Below are 19,967 nucleotides of genomic sequence, written 5' to 3' on the forward strand. Positions count from 1 at the left end.
CCATGACCCGCACGGTCCGTGCCGCCCGAGGCACCACACTCACCGCGAAGAACTGGCAAACCGAAGCCGCGCTGCGGATGTTCCACAACAACCTCGACCCCGACGTCGCCGAGCGCCCGGAGGACCTGGTCGTCTACGGCGGTACCGGCAAGGCCGCCCGCAACTGGGCGAGTTTCGACGCGATCACCCGCGAACTGACCGGTTTGGAACAGGACGAGACGCTGCTCGTCCAGTCCGGCAAGCCGGTCGGCGTGTTCCGCACGCACGAATGGGCGCCGCGGGTGCTCATCGCGAACTCCAACCTCGTCGGCGACTGGGCGACGTGGCCCGAGTTCCGCCGCCTGGAGGCCCAGGGCCTGACCATGTATGGCCAGATGACCGCGGGGTCCTGGATCTACATCGGCACGCAGGGAATCCTGCAGGGCACGTACGAGACTTTCGCCGCCGTCGCCAAGAAACGGTTCGGGGGCAGCCTCAAGGGCACGCTCACCGTCACCGCCGGTCTCGGCGGCATGGGCGGCGCGCAACCGCTGGCGGTCACGATGAACGACGGCGTCGCGCTCGTCATCGAATGCGACCCGCAGCGCGCCCACCGCCGCGTCGAGACCCGCTACCTCGACGAGGTCGCCGATGACCTCGACGACGCGATCCGCCGGGTGGAGGTCGCGAAGAAGGAGAAGCGCGCGCTGTCCGTCGGTGTGGTCGGCAACGCCGCCGAGGTGCTGCCCGAACTGCTGCGCCGTGGTGTCGAGGTCGACATCGTCACCGACCAGACCTCCGCGCACGACCCGCTTTCCTATCTGCCCAAGGGGATCGGCGTCGACGAATGGCAGGACTACGCCGACAAGAAGCCTGACGAGTTCACCGAGCGCGCCCGCGAGTCGATGGCTGAGCACGTCGACGCGATGCTGGGCTTCCTCGACAAGGGCGCCGAGGTCTTCGACTACGGCAACTCCCTGCGCGGGGAAGCGAAACTCGGCGGCTGCGAGCGCGCGTTCGATTTCCCGGGGTTCGTGCCCGCCTACATCCGCCCGCTGTTCTGCGAGGGCAACGGCCCGTTCCGCTGGGCGGCGCTGTCGGGCGATCCCGAGGACATCGCGGCGACCGATCGCGCGATGCTGGAACTGTTCCCGGAGAACGAATCCCTCGCACGCTGGATCAAGCTGGCGGGGGAACGCGTCGCGTTCCAGGGGCTTCCGTCGCGGATCTGCTGGCTCGGCTACGGCGAGCGGCACCTCGCGGGCCTGCGGTTCAACGAGATGGTCGCCAGCGGCGAGCTGAAGGCGCCGGTCGTCATCGGCCGCGATCACCTCGACTCGGGCAGTGTCGCCTCGCCGTACCGCGAGACCGAGGGCATGGCCGACGGTTCCGACGCGATCGCCGACTGGCCGTTGCTGAACGCGCTGGTCAACACCTCGTCGGGCGCCAGCTGGGTGTCGATTCACCACGGCGGCGGGGTCGGTATGGGCCGCTCCATCCACGCGGGTCAGGTCAGCGTGGCCGACGGAACCCTGCTGGCGGCGCAGAAACTCGAGCGGGTGCTCACCAACGACCCGGGTATGGGCGTCATCCGGCACGTCGACGCCGGGTATGACCGCGCCGCCGACGTCGCCGACGAGCGCGGCGTGCGCGTGCCGATGCGGGACGCCGAGTGACCGCGTCCTCGCTGCTGGCGGAGATCTCGGACGTCGGCCGCGACCCGAAGCGCGGCGGCTACTCCCGTCACGCCTTCGACGCGGCCGAAACCGAACTCCGCGAGTGGTTCGTCGAACGCGCGGGCCGGCTGGGACTGGGCGTCGAGACCGACCGCAACGGCAACATCTGGGCCTGGTGGGGCACACCCGGCCCGGACGCGGTCGTCACGGGAAGTCACCTCGACTCGGTGCCCGGCGGCGGCGCCTTCGACGGCCCGCTCGGCGTCGCGAGTGCGCTCGACGCGGTGGAGATCTTGCAGGGCAAGGGATTCCGTCCCGGCAAGCCGTTCGCCGTCGTGGTCTTCGCGGAGGAAGAGGGTGGTCGCTTCGGCGTGCCGTGCCTCGGGTCGCGGCTGCTGACCGGGACCATCGACGCGGACAAGGCACGGGGCCTGCGCGACCCGGACGGCGTCACGTTCGCCGAAGCGGCGGCGAAAACCGGCCTCGATCCCGAACGGGTCGGCCGCGACTCCGAGCGGCTCGGGCTGATCGGGCGGTTCCTCGAACTGCATGTCGAGCAGGGGCGGGGGTTGATCGACCTCGGTTCGCCGGTCGCCGTCGGCAACACCGTGATCGCGCACGGACGGTGGCGATTCTCCTTCCAGGGGCAGGGAAACCACGCCGGTGCGACGTTGATCGGCGATCGTCGTGACCCGATGATCCCGGCGGCCGAGACCGTGCTCGCCGTGCGGAAGCTGGCCAAGGCGACCGCCGACGCGAGGGCCACCGTGGGCAGGCTCGTGCCGATTCCCGGCGGGACCAACGTCATCGCGTCCACTGTGGACCTGTGGCTGGACGCGCGGGTGCCGGGTGCGAATACGCCCGAGCTGGTCGCCGAGATCGCGAAGCTGGCCGAAGAGGCGGCCGGGCAAGAGGGTTGCCGAGTCGCGGTCACCCGGGAGTCGTACTCGGATGACGTGATCTTCGACGACGCGTTGCGCCGTGACCTGGGCACCTGGCTGGGCGGGCCGCCGGAACTGCCGACCGGTGCCGGGCACGATGCCGCGATCCTCGCCGGGTTCGTCCCGTCCGGGATGCTCTACGTGCGCAATCCCACCGGCATCAGCCATTCGCCGGAGGAGTTCTCCGAGGCGGCGGACGTCGACCACGGTGCCCGCGCGCTCGCGGACGTCCTGGAGAAACTGTCGACATGACGACATATTGGTGTGAACGTGCCTGGCTGCCGGACGGGATCGCCGATGCCGTCCGGATCGAGGTCGACGGCGGCAAGATCACTTCGGTGACGGTGAACGCGCCTCGCGAAGGCACTGTCCTCAATGGACTCACCTTGCCGGGGTTCGCCAACGGGCACTCGCACGCGTTCCACCGTGCGCTGCGTGGCCGGACGCATCACGATCGCGGGACCTTCTGGACGTGGCGCGAGCGGATGTACTCGCTCGCGTCACGGCTGGATCCGGATTCGTACTACCGTCTGGCGCGCGGGGTCTACGCGGAGATGGTGCTGGCCGGGTACACGAGCGTCGGCGAGTTCCACTACCTGCACCACGCGCCGGGCGGAAAGCCTTATGCGGAGCCGAACGCGATGGGCGAGGCGCTGCGGCAGGCCGCCAGGGACGCCGGGATCCGGCTCACGCTTCTTGACACCTGCTACCTGGCGGGCGGCATCGGCATCGAACCCGACGAGGTCCAGCGGCGGTTCTCGGATGGGACGGCCACCAAGTGGGCGCAACGAGCCGGCGAATTGCGGGAGGACGAGACGTTCCGGGTGGGCGGCGCGATCCATTCCGTGCGCGCCGTTCCCGAGGATGAATTGTCCGAAGTGGACAACGGAACGCCCGATGATCGGCCACTGCACATCCATCTTTCCGAGCAGCGGGCCGAAAACGAGCAGTGCATGGCGGCCTATCATTGGACTCCGACTGGGCTGCTCTGGGACAACGGAGTGCTCAGCGAGCGGCTCACCGCGGTGCACGCGACGCACCTGACCCCGGGCGACATCAAATGGCTTGGCGAGGCGGAGAGCCGCGCCTGCTTCTGCCCGACGACCGAACGGGATCTCGGCGACGGCATCGGGCCCGCGCGGACGCTGCTGGACGCGGGAGTGCGGCTGTCGCTCGGCAGTGACAGCAACGCGGTCGTCGACGCGTTCGAGGAGACCAGGGCGCTGGAACTGAACGAACGGCTCGCCAGCGAGAAGCGCGGGCGGTTCACCGCGGAGGAACTGCTCGTGGCGGCGACGGATCACGGCGCGGTCGGCTGGGACGAGGTCGGCGAGCTGGCTCCGGGCGCGGGCGCGGACCTGGTGACGGTCGGTCTCGGCTCAGTGCGGACCGCGGGGATCGAGCCGTCCGGGGTGGTCTTCGCCGCCTCCGGCGCGGACGTCCGGGACGTCGTCGTCGCGGGGCGCGAGATCGTCCGCGACGGCGCGCATCAGCTGATCGACCGGCCGGAAACGGTCTTGGCCAAGGAGATCGAGGCATTGTGGCAGTCCTGATCACGGGAATCGGCGAACTCACCACGAACGACGCCGAGCTGGGCAAACTCCGCGACGCGGCCGTCGTCGTCGAGGGCGAAACGATCGCCTGGGTCGGCGCGGCCGCGGACGCGCCCGAGGCGGACGAGCGGGTCGACGTCGAAGGCCGCGCGGTGCTGCCCGGCTGGGTGGACAGCCACACGCACCTGGTCTTCGCCGGGGACCGGACCGCCGAGTTCGAGGCGCGGATGGCCGGGAAGGCGTACAGCGCCGGAGGGATCGCGGTCACCGTCGAAGCGACGCGGTCGGCTTCCGACGAGCAGCTGGCGGCGAATCTGCGGCGGCACGTCGACGAAGCGGCGAGGCAGGGCACGACCTGCCTGGAAACGAAGACCGGATACGGGCTCAACGTCGAAGACGAGGCGCGTTCGGCGCGGATCGCTGCCGAGGTGGCCGACGAAGTCACCTTCCTCGGCGCGCATCTGGTGCCGCCGGGCGCGGACGCAGAGTCCTATGTGGACTTGGTCTGCGGTGACATGCTCGACGCCGTCGCGCCGCTCGTGCGGTGGGCGGACGTGTTCTGCGAGACCGGCGCGTTCGACGAGGCGCAGTCCGGGCGGGTGCTGAAGGCGGCGCGGGAACGCGGGCTCGGGCTGCGGGTGCACGGGAACCAGCTGGGGGAGGGGCCGGGCGTGCGGCTCGCCGTCGAGCTGGGGGCGGCGAGTGTCGACCACTGCACGTACCTGAGCGAAGCGGATGTCGAGGCTCTCGCTGCTTCGGACACCGTCGCGACCTTGCTGCCGGCGTGCGACCTGTCGACCCGGCAGCCGTTGGCGCCGGCGCGGCGGCTCCTGGCCGCGGGTGCGACGGTCGCGCTGGCCAGCAACGCGAATCCGGGCAGCTCGTACACGACGTCGATGGCGTTCTGTGTCGCGACGGCGGTGCTGCAGATGCGGATGACGATCGACGAGGCGGTGTGGTCGGCGACGGCGGGCGGGGCTCGCGCGTTGCGGCGTGACGATGTGGGCTTCGTGCGGCCGGGGGCGCGCGCCGACCTTCACGTGCTGGAGGCGCCTTCGACGACGCACCTCGCGTACCGGCCGGGGGTGCCGCTGACGGCCGCTGTGTGGCGGCGTGGGGAGCGTCTGACCAGCGGTTTCGCCGCAAAGTGGTAGCAAAGGTCCCTTGCTCCCCCGCGGCGCTCAGGACGTCTGGTCGAGGGTGTTCTGGACGCGCTCACGGAAGGCGGGCGGGAGCTCGCCCAGCAGGTGGGCCCACTGCTCGACCCGCTTCTCGCTCAGGTGGGTGAGCAGGTCGAGCAGCGGCGCCCACAGGTCCTCGTCGGCGGCCGCGACCTGGAGGAGACCGCGGAACCGGGCTTCGGAGAGCAGCCCGAGGACGTGATCGATCCGGCTCTTGTCGTCGAGGACGAACGCGATCCGGATCAGCGCCTCGTCGCCGATGACGGCCAGCGCCCGGCGCACCGTCGGATCGGGCAGATGACCGACGAACCGGCCGACGGTGATCCAGTCCTCACGGCGCACCAGTTCACCGGCGACCGCGACGACGGTGTCGAGCGGGATCCTGGCGATGATCGCGCTCGCGCGGCGCGGGTCCAGCTCGGCCGCGACGTCGGCGAGGAAGGGCGGCTTCAGGCGCTTCGCGACGTCGACGCCGCGGGAGACGTCCACCAGCCCGGCGATCCGCGCGCACAGAAGCGGGCCGAAGACCTTCTCGGCGATCTTCGCGAGGATCGGGCTCGGGACGAGCTTGCTCGCCATCGCCATCCGCTCGAGGGCGGCGAGGTTGGCGTCGAACAGCGTGTCCGTCACCTGTTCGCGGAATACCTGGAGTTCGGCGGCGTCCACTTTCTCCAGGTATGAAAGCCGCTCCGGGGCGGTGCCGAGGACGCGGGCGAGTTTGAGGATCTCCGCCTGCGCGGCGAAGTTTTCGGTGGTCACAGGCCCACCACCTTGCGAACGGTGCCGCGCAGCAGCGCGGGTACGTATTTCAGGCCCTCTTCGCCCGCTTCGGCCAATGCCTTGGCCTGGCGGTGGCGCGCGTCACGCAGCGCGTCGGAGAGGTCCTGCTTTTCGTTGTCGGCCAGCGCTTCGATGCCTGCCGGAACAGGACCGCCTAGCTGACCGGTGAGTGTGCGCTCGGCCATGGTCGATCATCATGCCTCATCGGACCGGGGAAGCAGGGGACCTTTACTTTCGTCCATGGCGGACCGCTCGTCACGGCTTGTAGCGTTCTGTCGTGTGAAGGATCCTGAGGAACCCGTGCGGCGCGGCCGGCGGCTGGTCATGGACGTCGCGCTGTGGCTCGGGCTCTGCGGCTGGGTGGTCATCGACGCCGGATCCAGCACGACGCACTGGGAACTGCTCTTCGGGCTCGTCGCGACCACGGCCGCGATCGCGGCCGCGCGCCGGTACCCGCTGGTCTCCCTCGCCATCGCCATGATCGCGAGCTTCGTCGTGCTGGGCAGCTTCGGTGGCCGGGTGCCGATCTGGGAAGGATTCGTCCTCGTCGCGGTGAGTTACCTCGCCGGCTACCGGCGGCCGGTCGCGAAGCCGATGTTGCGCCTGTTCGCGATCGTTTCCGTGGCCGCGGTCCCCGTGGCGCTGCTGTGGAGCGAGGACGGCTTCTCGGCTTGGGGTGCGTTGCTCGGCATCCTGGTCTTCGCGGGGGTGACGCCGTGGCTGCTGGGCAAGTACATCCGGCAGCGCGAGGACATGGCGCGTGACGGCTGGCGCCGCGCCGAAGAGATGGAGAGCCGTCAGCGGCTCATCGCCGACCGCGCGCGCCTGCGCGAGCGCACCCGGATCGCCAGCGACATGCACGATTCGCTGGGCCACGAGCTGAGCCTCATCGCGGTGCGCGCGGCGGCGCTGGAGGTCGCGGGCGGGCTCGACGAGCAGCAGCGGCAGGCCGCGGGCGAGTTGCGGCAGAGCGCCGCGACGGCGACCGAGCGGCTGCGCGAGATCATCGGGGTCCTGCGCGAGGACGACGCGCCGACCGAGCCGGTGCACGAGAGCATCGACGAACTGCTCGACCGCACCAGGGCGTCGGGGGTGCTGATCGAGTCCTCTGTGGACGCACCGCTCGACGGCGAACCGCAGATGGTCGACCGCGCCGCGTATCGCGTGGTCCAGGAATCGGTCACGAACGTGGTGAAACACGCGCCGGGGGCGGCCGTCACCGTCCGGGTCGCGCGGTCGGCGGGGCGGACGGACGTCGTGGTCACCAACACCGCGCCGCCCGCGGGGCCGTTGCCTGGCCGGACCTCGGGCAGGCGCGGGCTGATCGGCCTGCGCGAGCGGGTCCGGCTGGTGGGAGGGACCCTGCGGGCAGGCCCGCACGACGGCGGATTCGAGGTCGGCGCGACCCTGCCGCACGACGCCGCGCCGTCGGAGGAATCGCCGGAGAGCCAGGCGGCGATGGACGCCGAGGTGGGGCAGTCGACGTCGGCCAGGGAACTCGAGCGTGCGCGCCGGGACGTGCGGCGCAGCCTGATCCAGGCGATCGTCGTGCCGATCGGGCTGTTCGGCCTGGTGGTCGGGATCAGCGGTGCGGTGTTCCTCGTCCAGTGGTACCGCTCCGAGCTCGCCGTCGGCGACTACGACCGCATCCGGATCGGCCAGACGCGGGCGGAGGTCGCGTCCCTCCTGCCCGGCAGCCAGCGGATCGCCCGGCCGCGGGTGGTGGAGCCCCCGGTGCCCGCGGAGGCGACCTGCGAGTACTACGGCACCGAGCGCACCGTGTTCAACTTGAACTACGAGGCCTACCGGCTGTGCTTCGCCGACGGGAAACTCGTGGCGAAGGACTTGATCAGTGAAGACGAGCAAAGGGGGAACCCGGATGATCCGGGTCGTGCTGGCCGATGACGAGGCGATGATCCGCGCCGGCGTGTCGGCGATCCTGGCCGCGGACGCGGGGATCGAAGTGGTCGCGGAGGCCGAAGACGGCCGCGCGGCAGTCGAGCAGGCTCGCGCGACCAGGCCGGACGTCGTGCTCCTCGACATCCGGATGCCGGTCATGGACGGGCTCAAGGCGGCCGAGGAGATCCGCCGGTTGCTGCCCGAGGTGGGCGTGATCATGCTGACCACGTTCGGCGAGGACGCCTACATCGAACGCGCGCTCGGCCTCGGCGCGAGCGGTTTCCTGCTGAAATCCGGCGACCCCCGCGAACTGCTCGGCGGGATCCACGCGGTCGCGGGTGGCGCGGCGTTCCTTTCGCCGAAGGTCGCGCAGCGGGTCATCGCCCGTTTCTCCGGCAATCAGGTCTCCCGCGCCGAAGACGCGAAGGCGCTGATCGGCAAACTGACCCCGCGTGAGCAGGAAGTGCTGGCGTTGCTCGGTTCCGGATTGTCCAATGCGGACATCGCCGCGAAGCTGTTCGTGGTCGAGGGCACGGTGAAGGCCTACGTCAGCACCATCCTCAACCGGCTCGGCGCGCGGAACCGGGTGCAGGCCGCGATCACCGCGTACGAGGCGGGGCTGGTCGGCGGGGGACCGGAGGCGTCCAGCCGCTGACGCCGGCGCCGATGCGGGCGGTGAGCGAGCCGGGAAGCAGCCGGAAGACGCCGTTGCGGACGGCCACGGCGAGCGGATTGCGCAGCTGTGGCCCGACTTTTCCGGCCTGGACCGAGGCTTTCACGACACTTTGGCTGCGCGGTCGGCGCTGTTCGTCGTAACTCTTCAGTGCCGCGTCGACGTCTTCGCTGATGCTGAGCGCGGCGGCGAGGACGACGGCGTCTTCGATCGCTTGGCAGCCGCCCTGGCCGAGGAACGGCGGCATCGCGTGGGCCGCGTCGCCGAGCAGCGCGACGCGGCCTTCGACGTAGGTGGGCAGGGGAGTGCCGAGCAGGTAGAGATCGTGGTGGAGCAGCGTCTCGGGCGTGGTCGCCTCGATGAGCTCGGGAATCGGTTCGTGCCAGCCGCCGAAGCGATCTCGTAGATACGATTTCGGGTCCTCGTGACGGACGCCCGCTTCGGCGACGTAGCTCGCCCACCAGTAGACGCGGCCGTCGTGCAGCGGGATGACACCGATCTCGGCACCGTCGTCCCAGCTCGTGCTGAGTTCTGTCGGGTGCGGGAGGGCGGTCACCGCGCGGAAGGCCGTGCTGCCGCTGTAAACCGGTTCGGGGTGGTGTGGCCAGAGTTGTTCGCGGGCCGTGCTGTGGATGCCGTCCGCGGCGACGATGACGTCGGCGTCGAGATCGTCGAGGCTCGTGACTTTCACGTTGGTGTGGACGCAGCCGTCGGGGAGGGCGTCGCGGAGCGCGCCGATGAGGTCGGCGCGGTGGATGGCGGCGAGCGGGCGGCCGTGGTGGCGGCGGAACGCCTCGGCGTCCCACCGGGTGATGCGGCGGCCGTCGCGGTCGTGGAGACCGCCGGAGGATTGGTTTTCAGGGTTCGAGGGTGGACGCCCAATGTTTCGAGTGAGCGCAGGGCGTTCGGCCACAGGGAGATGCCCGCGCCGACGGCAGTGAGCTCCGGCGCCTGTTCGAGGACGGTGACCTCCCAGCCGATGCCGTGCAGCCCGATGGCGGCGCTCAGTCCGCCGATTCCTCCGCCGATCACGATCGCTTTGCGCATGTCGACCTCCTCTACAGCTGTAGAGTACTACTACACTTGTAGAGTGCGAAAGGCGACGATCGGGGACGCGGCCATCGAGGTCATCGCGGCCGAGGGGATGCGGGGGCTGACGCATCGCGCCGTCGACCGGTTCGCCGGGCTGCCGCCGGGTTCGACCTCGTACTACGCGCGGACGCGGGCGGCGCTGCTGGAGCTGGCGATCTCGCGGATGATCGAACTCGACGAGGTCACCCTCGACCCGCCACCCGGACGGCTGGCCGAGTACGTGGCCGGGTTCGCGTACGCGGCGATCACGAACGGGCGGACGCGGATGCTCGCGCGGTACGAATTCGCGCTGGAGGCGACGCGGCGGCCGGAACTGCGCGAGGCCTACGACCGGGGCGGGCTGGTGGTTCGGCGGCGGTGCGCGGAGGTGCTCACCGCGTGCGGATCGGCGGAGCCTGAGCGGCACGCGCGCGTGCTCGTCGCCTGGTTGGAGGGGACGGTCTTCGACGCGCTGGCCGGGACCGGCTCGTTGCGGCCGCCGGGGCTGGAGGAGCTGACGCGAGGGGCGCGGGAGGTGTTGGCGGGGCTCGGGGTGGCGGGGTAGCAAGGGACCTTTGCTACCACGTGGGGCGCTGACCTGCGGTTTTGCGCCTCAGGGGAGCGGGGGACCTTTGCTGCCGCCCGGAGGTGTGTGGAAATAGAGACATTGAGTGTCCCTATTTCCACACACCCCGTACGCCGCGTAGTGACCGTGTGGATTCCGGGACGTCAGATGTCCCGAAATCCACACGGTCACCTGCGGAAAGGGAGCAAGGGACCTTTGCTCTCACTTCTCTCGATGTTGAGACAAGCGGTAGCAAAGGTCCCTTGCTCTCCCTCAGGCGTCCCGTCGCCTAAGCACGGTGGAACCGGTGACCAGGCCAGCCGCGGCCCAAGCCGCACAGAGGGCGACGCCGACCCAGGGCGCGTAGGGCGCGACGCCGCCGAAGATCGGGTTCGGCTGCCCCGGCGTGACCATCGCGTTGACGCCCGCGAAGCCCGGGAAGTAGTTCACGAGGTCTTCCCAGCCCAGCGAACCGGCGAACATCGGGATCATCACCAGCAGCACGAACACCGTCACGATCGTCCCCGCCGTCGAGCGCAGCGCCGTCCCCAGGCCGAGGCAGAGCAGACCCAGCAGGGCGAAATAGGCTCCCATGCCCGCCGCGGTCGCGAGGACCTCGCCCACGGAGGAGTCGGGCGCGGGGATCAGCGGCGCCGAGACCGCCACGCCGACCAGGGTGTTCAGTACGCCGAAGCCGAACAGCACCGGCAGCAGGACGGCCGATTTCGCCGCGAGGACCCGGTTCCGCACCGGGACCCACTGCAGGGTCGAGCGGATGCTGCCACTGGCGTATTCGCTCGTCATGAACAGCGTCGCCAGCGCGACCACGGCGAACTGCGTGAGGTAGAACGCCGCTCCGGTCACCACGGCGTGCGGGGCCATCGGCCGGTCGCTGCCGTCTCGCAGCGCGAAACCCAGAGCCGCCGAGTAGGCCAGCATCAGGGCGAGCCCGCTGATCAGGCACCACCAGGTGGACCGGACCGACCAGAACTTGGTCCATTCCGAGGAGATCGTGTTCATCGTGCGCTCCACTGCTTGAAGAAGCCGGTCAGCTCGTCACGGAAGAACTTCAGCGCCTTCCGCGAGTCGATCGATCCGTACTGGTTCTCGACCTCGGACGGCGGCAGGTGCGGGCGCAGCCCCAGCTGGTCGATCATGATCGCGGCGTCGGTCACCGACGAATGGCCGCTGTTCTCGACCAGGTCCTGCCTCTTCGGCCCGGTGAGCCGCGGCCAGGTCTCGTCCCAGGACGCCCGGTAGTACTTCTCGCCGGTCGGGCTGGTCAGCAGCAGGAACGGCCGGTCGAGAGAGACCGTGCCGAAGAACGGGCCGTCGACGTTCACACCCGCCTTGATCCGCCGGTCCGCCGCCATCGCGGCGGCGGTCGCCGAACCGCCGGCGGAGTGACCGGCCATTCCGATCTTCGTCGCGTCGATCGACCATCGACGGTCCCGCAGCAGGGTGTCGACGACGAACGTCGTGTCCACGGCGCGGTTCGCGATCGCGGCGGGCCACGGCTCACCGGGGAGTCCACAAGCGACACACTGGCGCAACCCGTCGGGGAACTCCGTCGCCCATGCTTCGTAGGCGTGGTCGATCCCGGCGACCACGAAGCCTTGTGCGGCAAGGTGTTCGGCCACTGAGGTCAGAGTGATGCGGTTGTTGCCCGCGCCGGGCGAAAGCACCACCAGCGGACGCCGTCCGGGCAGGGACGGCGCGTTCTCGCGGGAGTGGACCCGCACCTTGCTCAGCGTGTCCGGCGGCAGGTCGAGTTTCCGCCCGGCGACCGCCGCCGCGGACTCGGCGTTGGTCATGTACAGCGGCGCGCGTCCGATCGGGACGGCCGGGTACCAGACGTTGACCATCAGCTCGCGCCGCTTTTCCGGCACCCAAGGGTCGGCTCGCCGCTGATCGGTGAGGTGCAACGTGCGCAACCCGATCGGCAACGGGCCGCCCGGCGCGGGCAGCGACAGTTCCGGTGCCGCCGACGCGGCCGCCGGCACCCCCAGCAGGCCGGCGATCACCGCCACCAGGACCATGAGTGACTTCATGCCGCGACTCCCGTTCCGTATTCGACCGACGACGCGGTCAGTTCCATGTACGCCTGTTCCAGTGACGCGGTCCGTTCGGCCAGCCCGTGCACGCGGATCCCGAGTTCGTGCACCGCGTCGCCGACGAGGTGGACGGGCAGGTCGTGCACGAGCAGTTCGTCCTGTTCGGACTCCGTGGTCGCGCCGAGGGCGCGAAGGCGCTGTTCGAGGACACGCTGATCGGCGGGAGCGGGCACCCGCACCACGACCGACGTCCGCGAATTGCCCGCGATGAACTCGTCGACCGGTGCGTCGGCGAGCAGCTTTCCCCTGCCGATGACGACCAGCCGGTCCGCGGTCAGCTGCATCTCGCTCATCAGATGGCTCGACACGAAAACCGTGCGGCCCTCCTCCGCGAGCGACCGCATCAGCTGCCGCACCCAGCGGACGCCGTCGGGGTCGAGGCCGTTCACCGGCTCGTCGAACATCAGCACACGCGGGTCGCCCAGCAGGGCTCCGGCGATCCCGAGGCGTTGCCCCATACCGAGGGAGAACGTCCCGGCGCGTTTGCCCGCGACGTCGGTGAGGCCCACCGTCGCGAGCACTTCGTCCACCCGGCTCGCCGGGATCCCGTTGCTGCGCGCCATCGCCAGGAGGTGTTTGCCCGCGCTCCGGCCGGGATGCAGCGCCTTGGCCTCCAGCAGCGCGCCGACCTCGCGCAGCGGAAAACGCAGATCCGCGTACGCCTTGCCGTCGATCCTGACCTCGCCCGCGCTCGGCGCGTCGAGGCCGAGCGTCATCCGCATGGTCGTCGACTTGCCCGCGCCGTTGGGACCGAGGAAACCGGTCACCTTGCCCGGTTCGACGGCGAACGTCAGCCCGTCGACCACCGTCTTCTCGCCATAGCGCTTCGTGAGTCCTCGAAGCGTGATCATCCGCGTCCTCCTTCGTGTCCCTGAATCCTCTGATGCGGGGACACCCGCGGACATCGCACCGAAGTCATCGGTCGTCCCTTACTTTCGTCAGGTGCCGCTCGGCACGAGTCCCCGCGGAAAGGCAGAATCGGCGCCATGACCACCCGCGAACAACGGCGCGTGAATCCACTCGACCTGGTGATGCTCGTCCTCGCCGTGTTCTCCGTCGGGCTGCTCGCCTACGTGACGTTCTTCCCGCATTCGGAGGAGACGGCGCACCGCGTCTTCGTCATCGACGCGACGGTGTGCGGGATCTTCGCGCTGGAATTCCTCTGGCGGTGGCGGCGCACCGGCTGGGAGAAGCGGTTCCCGCTGCGCAACTGGTACGAAATCCTCGGCATGATCCCCATCGCGCATCCGGCGCTGCGCGGGTTCCGGCTGTTGCGGATCGTCGTGGTGCTGGTGCGGCTCGCCCGCACCGCCGACCGCGCGTTCGGGGAGCGGTTCACGCAACGGCTGGTCGAACGGCTTTCCCGGCCGATCGTGCTCGCGATCAAGAAACCGATCACGATCGCGGTGCTCGACGAGGTCGTGAAGGTGCTGGAAACCGGAAACTATCCGCAGAACCTCGCGCGCTCACTCGGCGAGAACCAGTCTCTGCTGCGGGGGATCATCGCGGAGAAGCTCAAGAACGATCCGCAGGCCGGGCGGCTTTCGAAGCTGCCGTTCCACGACGAGGTGGTGCGTTCGGTGATCGACACCGCGATGCGCGTGATCCTCGAAGTGCTGATCGATCCGCGGACCGACGAGTTCTTCGCGCATGTGGTGCGCGAGAACCGGGAGCAGATCCGCAGCGCCGTGCAGCTGGGGCTGAACGAACGTGAGGACGACGAGGAGCTGGCGGCACAGCTGCCGACCAAGCCTCAGCATCAGCTGATGGACTGACCTCGTGAAGTGCGCCGGGTGGGCGCGGCCTTCAGCGGGTCCTCCGGCCAGGGATGCTTCGGGTAGCGCCCGCGGAGATCGGCGCGCACGGCCGCGTAACCGTTGCGCCAGAACGATTCCAGGTCCGCGGTGACCGCCGCGGGCCGCCCGGCGGGGGAGAGCAGGTGCAGCACGACGGGGACGCCCGCCAGTTCCGGTGTCGCGAGCCAGCCGAAGGTCTCCTGCAGTTTGACGGCGAGCACGGGCTGTTCACCCGAGTAGTCGACCCTGATCCGCGAACCCGACGGTACCTCCAGCCGGTCCGGCGCCAGTTCGTCCAAACGCGACGCCTCCGGCCAAGGCAGTAAGCCGCGCAGCGCCGCGCCGGCGTCCAGCGCGGCGAGATCGGATCGGCGACGCGCCGAGCCGAGGTCAAGCCAGCTGTCCAGAGTGGACAGAAGATCCGTGTCGGAGACCGCGGGCCAGGGCGATCTCAGCACGCGATGCAGGAAGGCCAGCCGCTCGCGCAGCCTCTTGCCGTCTTCCGACCACCGCAGCAAGCCGAGCCCCTCGGTGCGCAACCCGTCCAGCAGTGCGGCGCGGATCGAGTCCGGCGACGGTGAGCGCAACGGTTTCTCCGAGAGCGTGATCGCGCCGAGCCGTCGCACCGACCGGGCCACGACGTCACCCGAAGACCAATGCACTTCATCCACTGTGGACATCAGATTCGGGGCGGCGCGCACGGCCAGGTCTTCGTCCGCGGGCGCGGCCAGCCGGATGATCCCTTGCGCGCGGCCGGGATCGCGGGTCGCTTCGGCCACGGCCAGCCATTCGACGTCGGCCAATCCGCTGCCACGCGGCAGCTCGGCCGCGGTTCCGCCGGCCATCAGGTACGCCGGTGTGCCCGCGGAACGCCGTCGCGCGAGCCGCTCGGGATGCGCCAGCGCCACGACCAGCGCCGGATCGGAGGCGTTGCCGCCGTCGGGAACCAGCCGGGAAAGCCTTCGCACGTCACGCTTCCAACGCTCGTCACCGCGCACTCGCCGCAGCTCGGCTTCGAGGTCGGTCAGTGTGCCACCACTGTCCAGCAGCGCGACGACCTCGGCCGCCGAACGCGCGTTGGTCCGCGCCGCGCCGTCCAGCAACGCCCTCGCCAGCCGCGGATGCAGGCCCAGACCGGCCATTTTCCGGCCGCGGTCGGTCACCGTGCCGTCTTCCGCGGTCGCTCCGAGCGTGGTCAGCAACGCTCGCCCGGCGGCCAGCGCACCCTCGCCGGGCGGATCCCACCAGGCGAGGCCGGAACCGTCCGGAGTGGACCAGCACGCGAGTTCCAAAGCGAACCGCGCCAGTTCGGCCGTTCGGATCTCGGGCTCGGGATAGGCGGGCAGCGAACCCTGTTCGTGCGCCGCCCAGCACCGGTACACGCGGCCCGGTGCCTCGCGTCCGGCACGGCCGGCGCGCTGTTCCGCGACCGCGGCCGACACGCGGACCGTCGCCAGCCCGGGCAGGCCGCGGCGGTGATCGACGCGGGGCACCCGGGACAGGCCGCAGTCCACCACCGCGCGTACGCCCGGCACCGTCAGACTGGACTCGGCGACCGATGTCGAGAGCACCACGCGGCGGCGGGCGCGCGGACGCAGCGCGTCGTCCTGGTGCGCCGCCGACAACCGTCCGTGCAACGGCAACACGTCGGCATCGAGGCCGCTGAGCAGCCCGCTCACCCTGGCGATCTCCCCCGCGCCGGGCAGGAACGCGAGCACGTCACCGTCCCCTTCGGACAGTGCTTTGTGGATCACGCGGGCGACGGTCGCCTCGATCCGCTCGCCGCGCGCGGGCGGGGAGTACGAGACGTCGACAGGATAAGTCCTCGCGTGCGCGGTGATCACCGGCGCGTCGCCGAGCAGTGCGGCCAGCCGTCCGGAGGCCACGGTGGCGGACGTCGCGAGCAGGCGCAGGTCTTCGCGCAGCCCGGCGCGCACGTCCAGGAGCAGCGCGAGCAGCAGATCCGCGTCGAGATGGCGTTCGTGGCATTCGTCGAGCAGGACGGTCGACACCCCGGTGAGTTCGGGGTCGCCCTGCACCCGCCGGACCAGCAAACCCGACGTCACCACTTCGATCCGCGTCGAAGAGGACACCTTGCGGTCGCCGCGGACCGAATAGCCGACCGTCTCACCGACCCGTTCGCCCAGCAGGGACGCCATTCGCGCCGCCGCGGCCCGCGCCGCCAGCCGCCTCGGTTCGGCGACGATCACCCGGCCTTCGCCGTTGTCCAGCGCGAGCGGCACCAACGTGGTCTTGCCGGTACCTGGGGGCGCGACGAGGACGGCGGTGCCATGGGCGTCGAGCGCGGCTTCGATTTCGGGCAGCACGGCGCGAACCGGCAGATCGGGAAGGGTCACTTCTCGGTGACCTGCGGCGGGGGCGGGATCCGGTAGCCGGACGGGCCGATGTTGCGGTTCAGCGATTCGAGCCATTCCCCGGACGAGATCATCTTCTGGATCGCCTTGGCCACGGCCGCCCGTCCCTCGGTGTCTTCCTTGCGCAGGCCGACACCGTACTTCTCCTTCGAGAACGGCTTGCCGACGACTCGCAGCAGCTCCGGGTTCTGCGCCACGTAACCGGCGAGGATGACGTCGTCGGTGGTCACCGCGTCCACCTGCCCGGCCAGCAGTGCCGTGACGCAGTCCTTGTAGCGCGGGTACTCGACGAGCTGGACGGCCTGCGCGAACTTGTCGCGCACCTGCTCGGCGGAGGTGGTGCCGCCCACGGCGCACAGCTTGCGGCCGTTGAGGTTCTCGGGGCCGGTGATGTCGGTCGACCGGAGGCGGACGAGCAGATCCTGACCCGTGTCGAAATAGGGACCGGCGAAACCGACGACCTGTTTACGTTTTTCGGTGATGGAGTAGCTCGCCACCATCAGATCCGTGATCCCCGAGGTGAGGTCCGTCTCGCGGGACGACGGCCTGCTGTCGTGCCAGGTGATGCGATCCTCGTCGACACCCAATTCGCTCGCGACGTACTTCGCCACGTCGACGTCGAAACCGACGTACCGGCCGTCCATCGTCCTCCGGGAAAGTCCCGGCTGGTCGAAGCGGATGCCGATGGTGAGCTTGTTGGACGCGACCGCGCGCGCGACGAGAGAATCCGACGGGCCGGCCTCTTCGCCGCAGGCCGCCGCCGTGACGAGCATCAAGCAGGTCACCAGCAGGGCTTGTCCCCTCATCGGGTGCCTCCGTCCGCCACCTCACGTTGTTCTCAGGGTCTGCCGTTAGCCTAGGCCCGTGCGTAGACCGCCCCAAGTCGTACTCGACGCCGTGGGCACACTCGCCCGGCTCGGACTGGCCGCCGTCTGGTTGGTCTCCGGAGCGCTGAAGATCAGCGATCCGGGGCAGACCTACATCGCGGTCCAGGCCTTCGATGTCCTGCCGGACGGGCTCGTCCGCCCGGTCGCGATCGGGATGCCGCTCGTCGAACTGGCGCTCGGCCTGTTCCTGCTCGCCGGGTTCGTGACCCGGTGGGTGTCGGTGCTGTCGGTGCTGCTGCTCGCGGTGCTCATCGCCGCGATCGCCCAATCCTGGGCGCGCGGACTGAGCATCGACTGTGGCTGCTTCGGCGGCGGAGGTCAGATCGCCGCGGATCAGACGAAGTATCCACAGGAGATCGCCAGGGACCTCGGGTTCGCACTACTGGGTGTCTGGCTGATCGTGCGGCCGCGGACGTGGGTGTCCGTGGACGGCTGGCTCGGGAACTCTCAAGCCCCCGCCGACGACCACTATGTGGATATCGCTGAAGGGAACGAATAATCGTGGGTGGAGCTGAGCGCAACGCTCGGAAACGCAAGCAGGAGCAGACGGCGTCGCGCTCGGTGGCACAGGCCAGGGGCGTCGCGGGCGGCGACAAGAAGAAGGTCGTCGCGATCACCGTCGCGGTGGTCGTGCTCGCCGCGCTGGTGATCGGTGGCGTGATCTGGACGACGTCCAGCAAGGACAGCACCGAGGGCAAGGTGATCGGGGGGCAGCCGACCGCCTCCGCGCCCGGTGTCGTCGAGAAGCGCGAGGGGGCGGCCGTGGTCGTCGGCAAGCCCGAGGCGAAGAAGACCATCGACATCTACGCGGACTTTCTCTGCCCGGTCTGCAAGCAATTCGAAGAGTCGTTCAAGGGGCAGATCGAGGAGCAGGTGAACAACGGGACCCTGCAGGTCCGGTACCACATGCTGCCGATGCTCAACCAGCGCTCCGACCCGCCGGGTTACTCGCTGGACTCCGCCAACGCCTCGCTCGCCGCGGCCGACGCGGGCAAGTTCCTCGCCTTCCACGACGCGCTGTTCAAGGATCAGCCGGAGGAAGGCGGACGCGGGTTCGACAAGGCGCAGCTGATCAAGCTCGGCCAGGACGTCGGCATCACCGACCCGGCCTTCGCGATCAAGGTCAACAGCGGCGCTTACGAGCAGGAGATCCAGGACGCGTACAAGAAGATCTCCACGGACCCGTCGCTGCAGCAGGACTTCGGCAACGGCCCCGGCTTCGGCACGCCGACCGTCAGCGCGAACGGGCAGGTCGTGAAGCTTGAGCAGGACTGGGTGAAGAAGGTCACCGGCTAGTTTTTCCCGTGAAGGCCCCCTTCCCTCGGCTGAGCCGAGGGAAGGGGGCCTTCACGGTGTTCGGGGTCGGTGGGGGTGGCCGGGGTGGTAGCAAAGGTCCCTTGCTCTCTTTCCGCAGGTGACCGTGTGGGTTTCGGGACATCTGACGTCCCGAAACCCACACGGTCCGGACGCAGGGTGTGTGGAAATAGGGAGACTCAACGTCGCTATTTCCACACACCCCCAGAGTGGTAGCAAAGGTCCCTTGCTCCCTTTTCGCAGGTCAGGGGTGCGAGGCGGCGGCGACGGTCGCGAAGGCGTGTACGCGGGCCGTCTCCGCGGAGCGCGGCCAGACGAGGCCCCACTCGACGTCGGGAGAGCCGGCGAAGGGCACGAAGCGGATTCGCGGGTGACTGAAGTACTCCCGCGCGTGCGCGGCGAGCGGGCAGATGCCGGCGCCGGTGGCGATCGCGGCGAGCAGTTCCTGAAAGGTCGCGAACGGCTTGCCTCGCGTCACTGGGTGCCCGGCCGGCGTCAGCCACTGGCGTGGTTCCTCGACCCAGTACGGCTCCGGCGGATGCGCCGCGCGAAGGACGGTGTCGCGGGCGAGGTCGTCCAGGGTCACTGACTCCCGTCGTACGAAAGGGTGTTTCGACGACACCGCGAGCACCATCGGTTCGGTGTACACGACCGGTCCGGTCGCGAGATCTGGTTCGTCGGCCGGCAGCAGGGTTACCAGCACGTCGACTTCACCCGATCGCAGAATCGCCATCGGGTCGGCGAAATCGGCTTCGCGGATGAGAAGGTCCGTGTCCGGGTAGCGCTGCCGGAAACGGTCCAGGAGGTCTTCGATCAGGTCGGCGACGCCGGGCGCTTCGAAACCCAGCCGCAGCACGCCGCCGACCCCGCGCCCGGCCGCGATCGCGCGGTCGATCCCGTCGTGCAGCGCGCGGTAGGCCGGTCCGAGGTCGTCCCGCAGCCGTTCACCGATCGGCGTGAGCCGGACCCGCCTGCTGGTGCGGGCGAACAACGGCGCGCCGATCCGGCGCTCCACCTGCTTGATCGTCTGGCTCACCCGCGCCTGCGAGACGTGCAGGCGTTCCGCTGTGCGGCCGAAATGCAGTTCGTCGGCCAGCGCCAGGAAGATCTCGATGTCCCGCAGTTCCATAATCTGCAGGTTATCGATCCGGGCCGCTGCGCAC

General features: G+C 69.7%; 18 protein-coding genes and 1 pseudogene. 10 read left to right on the top strand and 9 right to left on the bottom strand.

Annotated features, from left to right (window positions below; all coding sequences use genetic code 11):
• Positions 1 to 2 precede the first annotated feature (2 nt).
• From hutU to hutI, 4 genes are read left to right on the top strand one after another with little or no spacing between them, the layout of a single operon-like run.
• A complete protein-coding gene (gene hutU / locus ACLJQ7_RS41555; protein ID WP_410653674.1) occupies positions 3 to 1,655 on the top strand; it encodes a urocanate hydratase in 1,653 nt (550 codons plus the stop codon).
• Entirely contained in the window at positions 1,652 to 2,848 is a 1,197-nt protein-coding gene (locus ACLJQ7_RS41560) for an allantoate amidohydrolase (protein WP_410653675.1), read from the top strand. The genes hutU and ACLJQ7_RS41560 overlap by 4 nt, the downstream gene beginning before the upstream one ends.
• Entirely contained in the window at positions 2,845 to 4,149 is a 1,305-nt protein-coding gene (locus ACLJQ7_RS41565) for a formimidoylglutamate deiminase (protein ID WP_410653676.1), read from the top strand. The genes ACLJQ7_RS41560 and ACLJQ7_RS41565 overlap by 4 nt, the downstream gene beginning before the upstream one ends.
• Complete coding sequence (hutI, locus tag ACLJQ7_RS41570) at positions 4,137 to 5,303, top strand: imidazolonepropionase (RefSeq protein WP_410653677.1); 1,167 nt, start codon at positions 4,137 to 4,139, stop codon at positions 5,301 to 5,303. Before ACLJQ7_RS41565 ends, hutI begins: the two co-directional genes overlap by 13 nt.
• Positions 5,304 to 5,330: 27 nt before the next feature.
• Here the strand turns inward: hutI and ACLJQ7_RS41575 are convergent, their stop codons facing one another.
• Positions 5,331 to 6,089, bottom strand: a complete 759-nt coding sequence (locus ACLJQ7_RS41575; RefSeq protein ID WP_410653678.1) for a hypothetical protein — start codon at positions 6,087 to 6,089, stop codon at positions 5,331 to 5,333.
• Positions 6,086 to 6,295: a hypothetical protein gene (locus tag ACLJQ7_RS41580; RefSeq protein WP_007034335.1), complete on the bottom strand. Its 210-nt coding sequence runs from the start codon at positions 6,293 to 6,295 to the stop codon at positions 6,086 to 6,088. Before ACLJQ7_RS41580 ends, ACLJQ7_RS41575 begins: the two co-directional genes overlap by 4 nt.
• Positions 6,296 to 6,410: 115 nt before the next feature.
• Between ACLJQ7_RS41580 and ACLJQ7_RS41585 the strand changes: the two genes are divergently transcribed.
• Positions 6,411 to 8,015 carry a histidine kinase gene (locus ACLJQ7_RS41585; RefSeq protein ID WP_410653711.1) on the top strand — a complete coding sequence of 535 codons (1,605 nt, stop codon included), beginning with the start codon at positions 6,411 to 6,413 and terminating at the stop codon, positions 8,013 to 8,015.
• Positions 7,990 to 8,664, top strand: a complete 675-nt coding sequence (locus ACLJQ7_RS41590) for a response regulator (protein ID WP_410653679.1) — start codon at positions 7,990 to 7,992, stop codon at positions 8,662 to 8,664. Before ACLJQ7_RS41585 ends, ACLJQ7_RS41590 begins: the two co-directional genes overlap by 26 nt.
• Here ACLJQ7_RS41590 and ACLJQ7_RS41595 read toward each other — a convergent pair.
• Positions 8,609 to 9,729 (bottom strand): annotated as a pseudogene (locus tag ACLJQ7_RS41595) (FAD-dependent monooxygenase). The gene ACLJQ7_RS41590 and the pseudogene ACLJQ7_RS41595 sit on opposite strands and share 56 nt — an antisense overlap.
• A 43-nt stretch (positions 9,730 to 9,772) precedes the next feature.
• Between ACLJQ7_RS41595 and ACLJQ7_RS41600 the strand changes: the two are divergent.
• Positions 9,773 to 10,318 (top strand): TetR/AcrR family transcriptional regulator, encoded by a 546-nt coding sequence (locus tag ACLJQ7_RS41600; protein WP_410653680.1) that lies wholly within the window; start codon positions 9,773 to 9,775, stop codon positions 10,316 to 10,318.
• Positions 10,319 to 10,591: 273 nt separating this feature from the next.
• Here the strand turns inward: ACLJQ7_RS41600 and ACLJQ7_RS41605 are convergent, their stop codons facing one another.
• From ACLJQ7_RS41605 to ACLJQ7_RS41615, 3 genes are read right to left on the bottom strand one after another with little or no spacing between them, the layout of a single operon-like run.
• The gene (locus ACLJQ7_RS41605; RefSeq protein ID WP_410653681.1) at positions 10,592 to 11,338 is read right to left on the bottom strand and encodes an ABC transporter permease; all 747 of its coding nucleotides are present in this window, start codon (positions 11,336 to 11,338) and stop codon (positions 10,592 to 10,594) included.
• The gene (locus ACLJQ7_RS41610) at positions 11,335 to 12,369 is read right to left on the bottom strand and encodes an alpha/beta hydrolase family protein (RefSeq protein WP_410653682.1); all 1,035 of its coding nucleotides are present in this window, start codon (positions 12,367 to 12,369) and stop codon (positions 11,335 to 11,337) included. Before ACLJQ7_RS41610 ends, ACLJQ7_RS41605 begins: the two co-directional genes overlap by 4 nt.
• Entirely contained in the window at positions 12,366 to 13,283 is a 918-nt protein-coding gene (locus ACLJQ7_RS41615; protein WP_410653683.1) for an ABC transporter ATP-binding protein, read from the bottom strand. The genes ACLJQ7_RS41610 and ACLJQ7_RS41615 overlap by 4 nt, the downstream gene beginning before the upstream one ends.
• Positions 13,284 to 13,418: 135 nt before the next feature.
• On the opposite strand from ACLJQ7_RS41615, the gene ACLJQ7_RS41620 reads away from it, so the two are divergent.
• Entirely contained in the window at positions 13,419 to 14,207 is a 789-nt protein-coding gene (locus ACLJQ7_RS41620) for an ion transporter (RefSeq protein ID WP_410653684.1), read from the top strand.
• Here ACLJQ7_RS41620 and hrpB read toward each other — a convergent pair.
• Both hrpB and ACLJQ7_RS41630 read right to left on the bottom strand, forming a co-directional pair.
• Positions 14,192 to 16,585: an ATP-dependent helicase HrpB gene (gene hrpB / locus ACLJQ7_RS41625; protein ID WP_410653685.1), complete on the bottom strand. Its 2,394-nt coding sequence runs from the start codon at positions 16,583 to 16,585 to the stop codon at positions 14,192 to 14,194. The genes ACLJQ7_RS41620 and hrpB overlap by 16 nt on opposite strands.
• Entirely contained in the window at positions 16,582 to 17,409 is an 828-nt protein-coding gene (locus ACLJQ7_RS41630; RefSeq protein WP_410653686.1) for a glutamate ABC transporter substrate-binding protein, read from the bottom strand. The genes hrpB and ACLJQ7_RS41630 overlap by 4 nt, the downstream gene beginning before the upstream one ends.
• Positions 17,410 to 17,500: 91 nt before the next feature.
• Between ACLJQ7_RS41630 and ACLJQ7_RS41635 the strand changes: the two genes are divergently transcribed.
• Together ACLJQ7_RS41635 and ACLJQ7_RS41640 are read left to right on the top strand one after the other, a co-directional pair.
• On the top strand, positions 17,501 to 17,989 hold the full coding sequence (locus tag ACLJQ7_RS41635) for a MauE/DoxX family redox-associated membrane protein (protein ID WP_410653712.1): 489 nt from the start codon (positions 17,501 to 17,503) through the stop codon (positions 17,987 to 17,989).
• Between the two features lie 2 nt (positions 17,990 to 17,991).
• Positions 17,992 to 18,786 carry a DsbA family protein gene (locus tag ACLJQ7_RS41640; protein ID WP_410653687.1) on the top strand — a complete coding sequence of 265 codons (795 nt, stop codon included), beginning with the start codon at positions 17,992 to 17,994 and terminating at the stop codon, positions 18,784 to 18,786.
• 262 nt (positions 18,787 to 19,048) lie between these two features.
• On the opposite strand, the gene ACLJQ7_RS41645 is transcribed toward ACLJQ7_RS41640, so the two are convergent.
• Complete coding sequence (locus ACLJQ7_RS41645) at positions 19,049 to 19,933, bottom strand: LysR family transcriptional regulator (protein WP_410653688.1); 885 nt, start codon at positions 19,931 to 19,933, stop codon at positions 19,049 to 19,051.
• Positions 19,934 to 19,967 lie beyond the last annotated feature (34 nt).

The sequence above is a fragment of the Amycolatopsis sp. cmx-4-54 genome (assembly GCF_046548895.1).
Taxonomy (GTDB): Bacteria; Actinomycetota; Actinomycetes; order Mycobacteriales; family Pseudonocardiaceae; genus Amycolatopsis.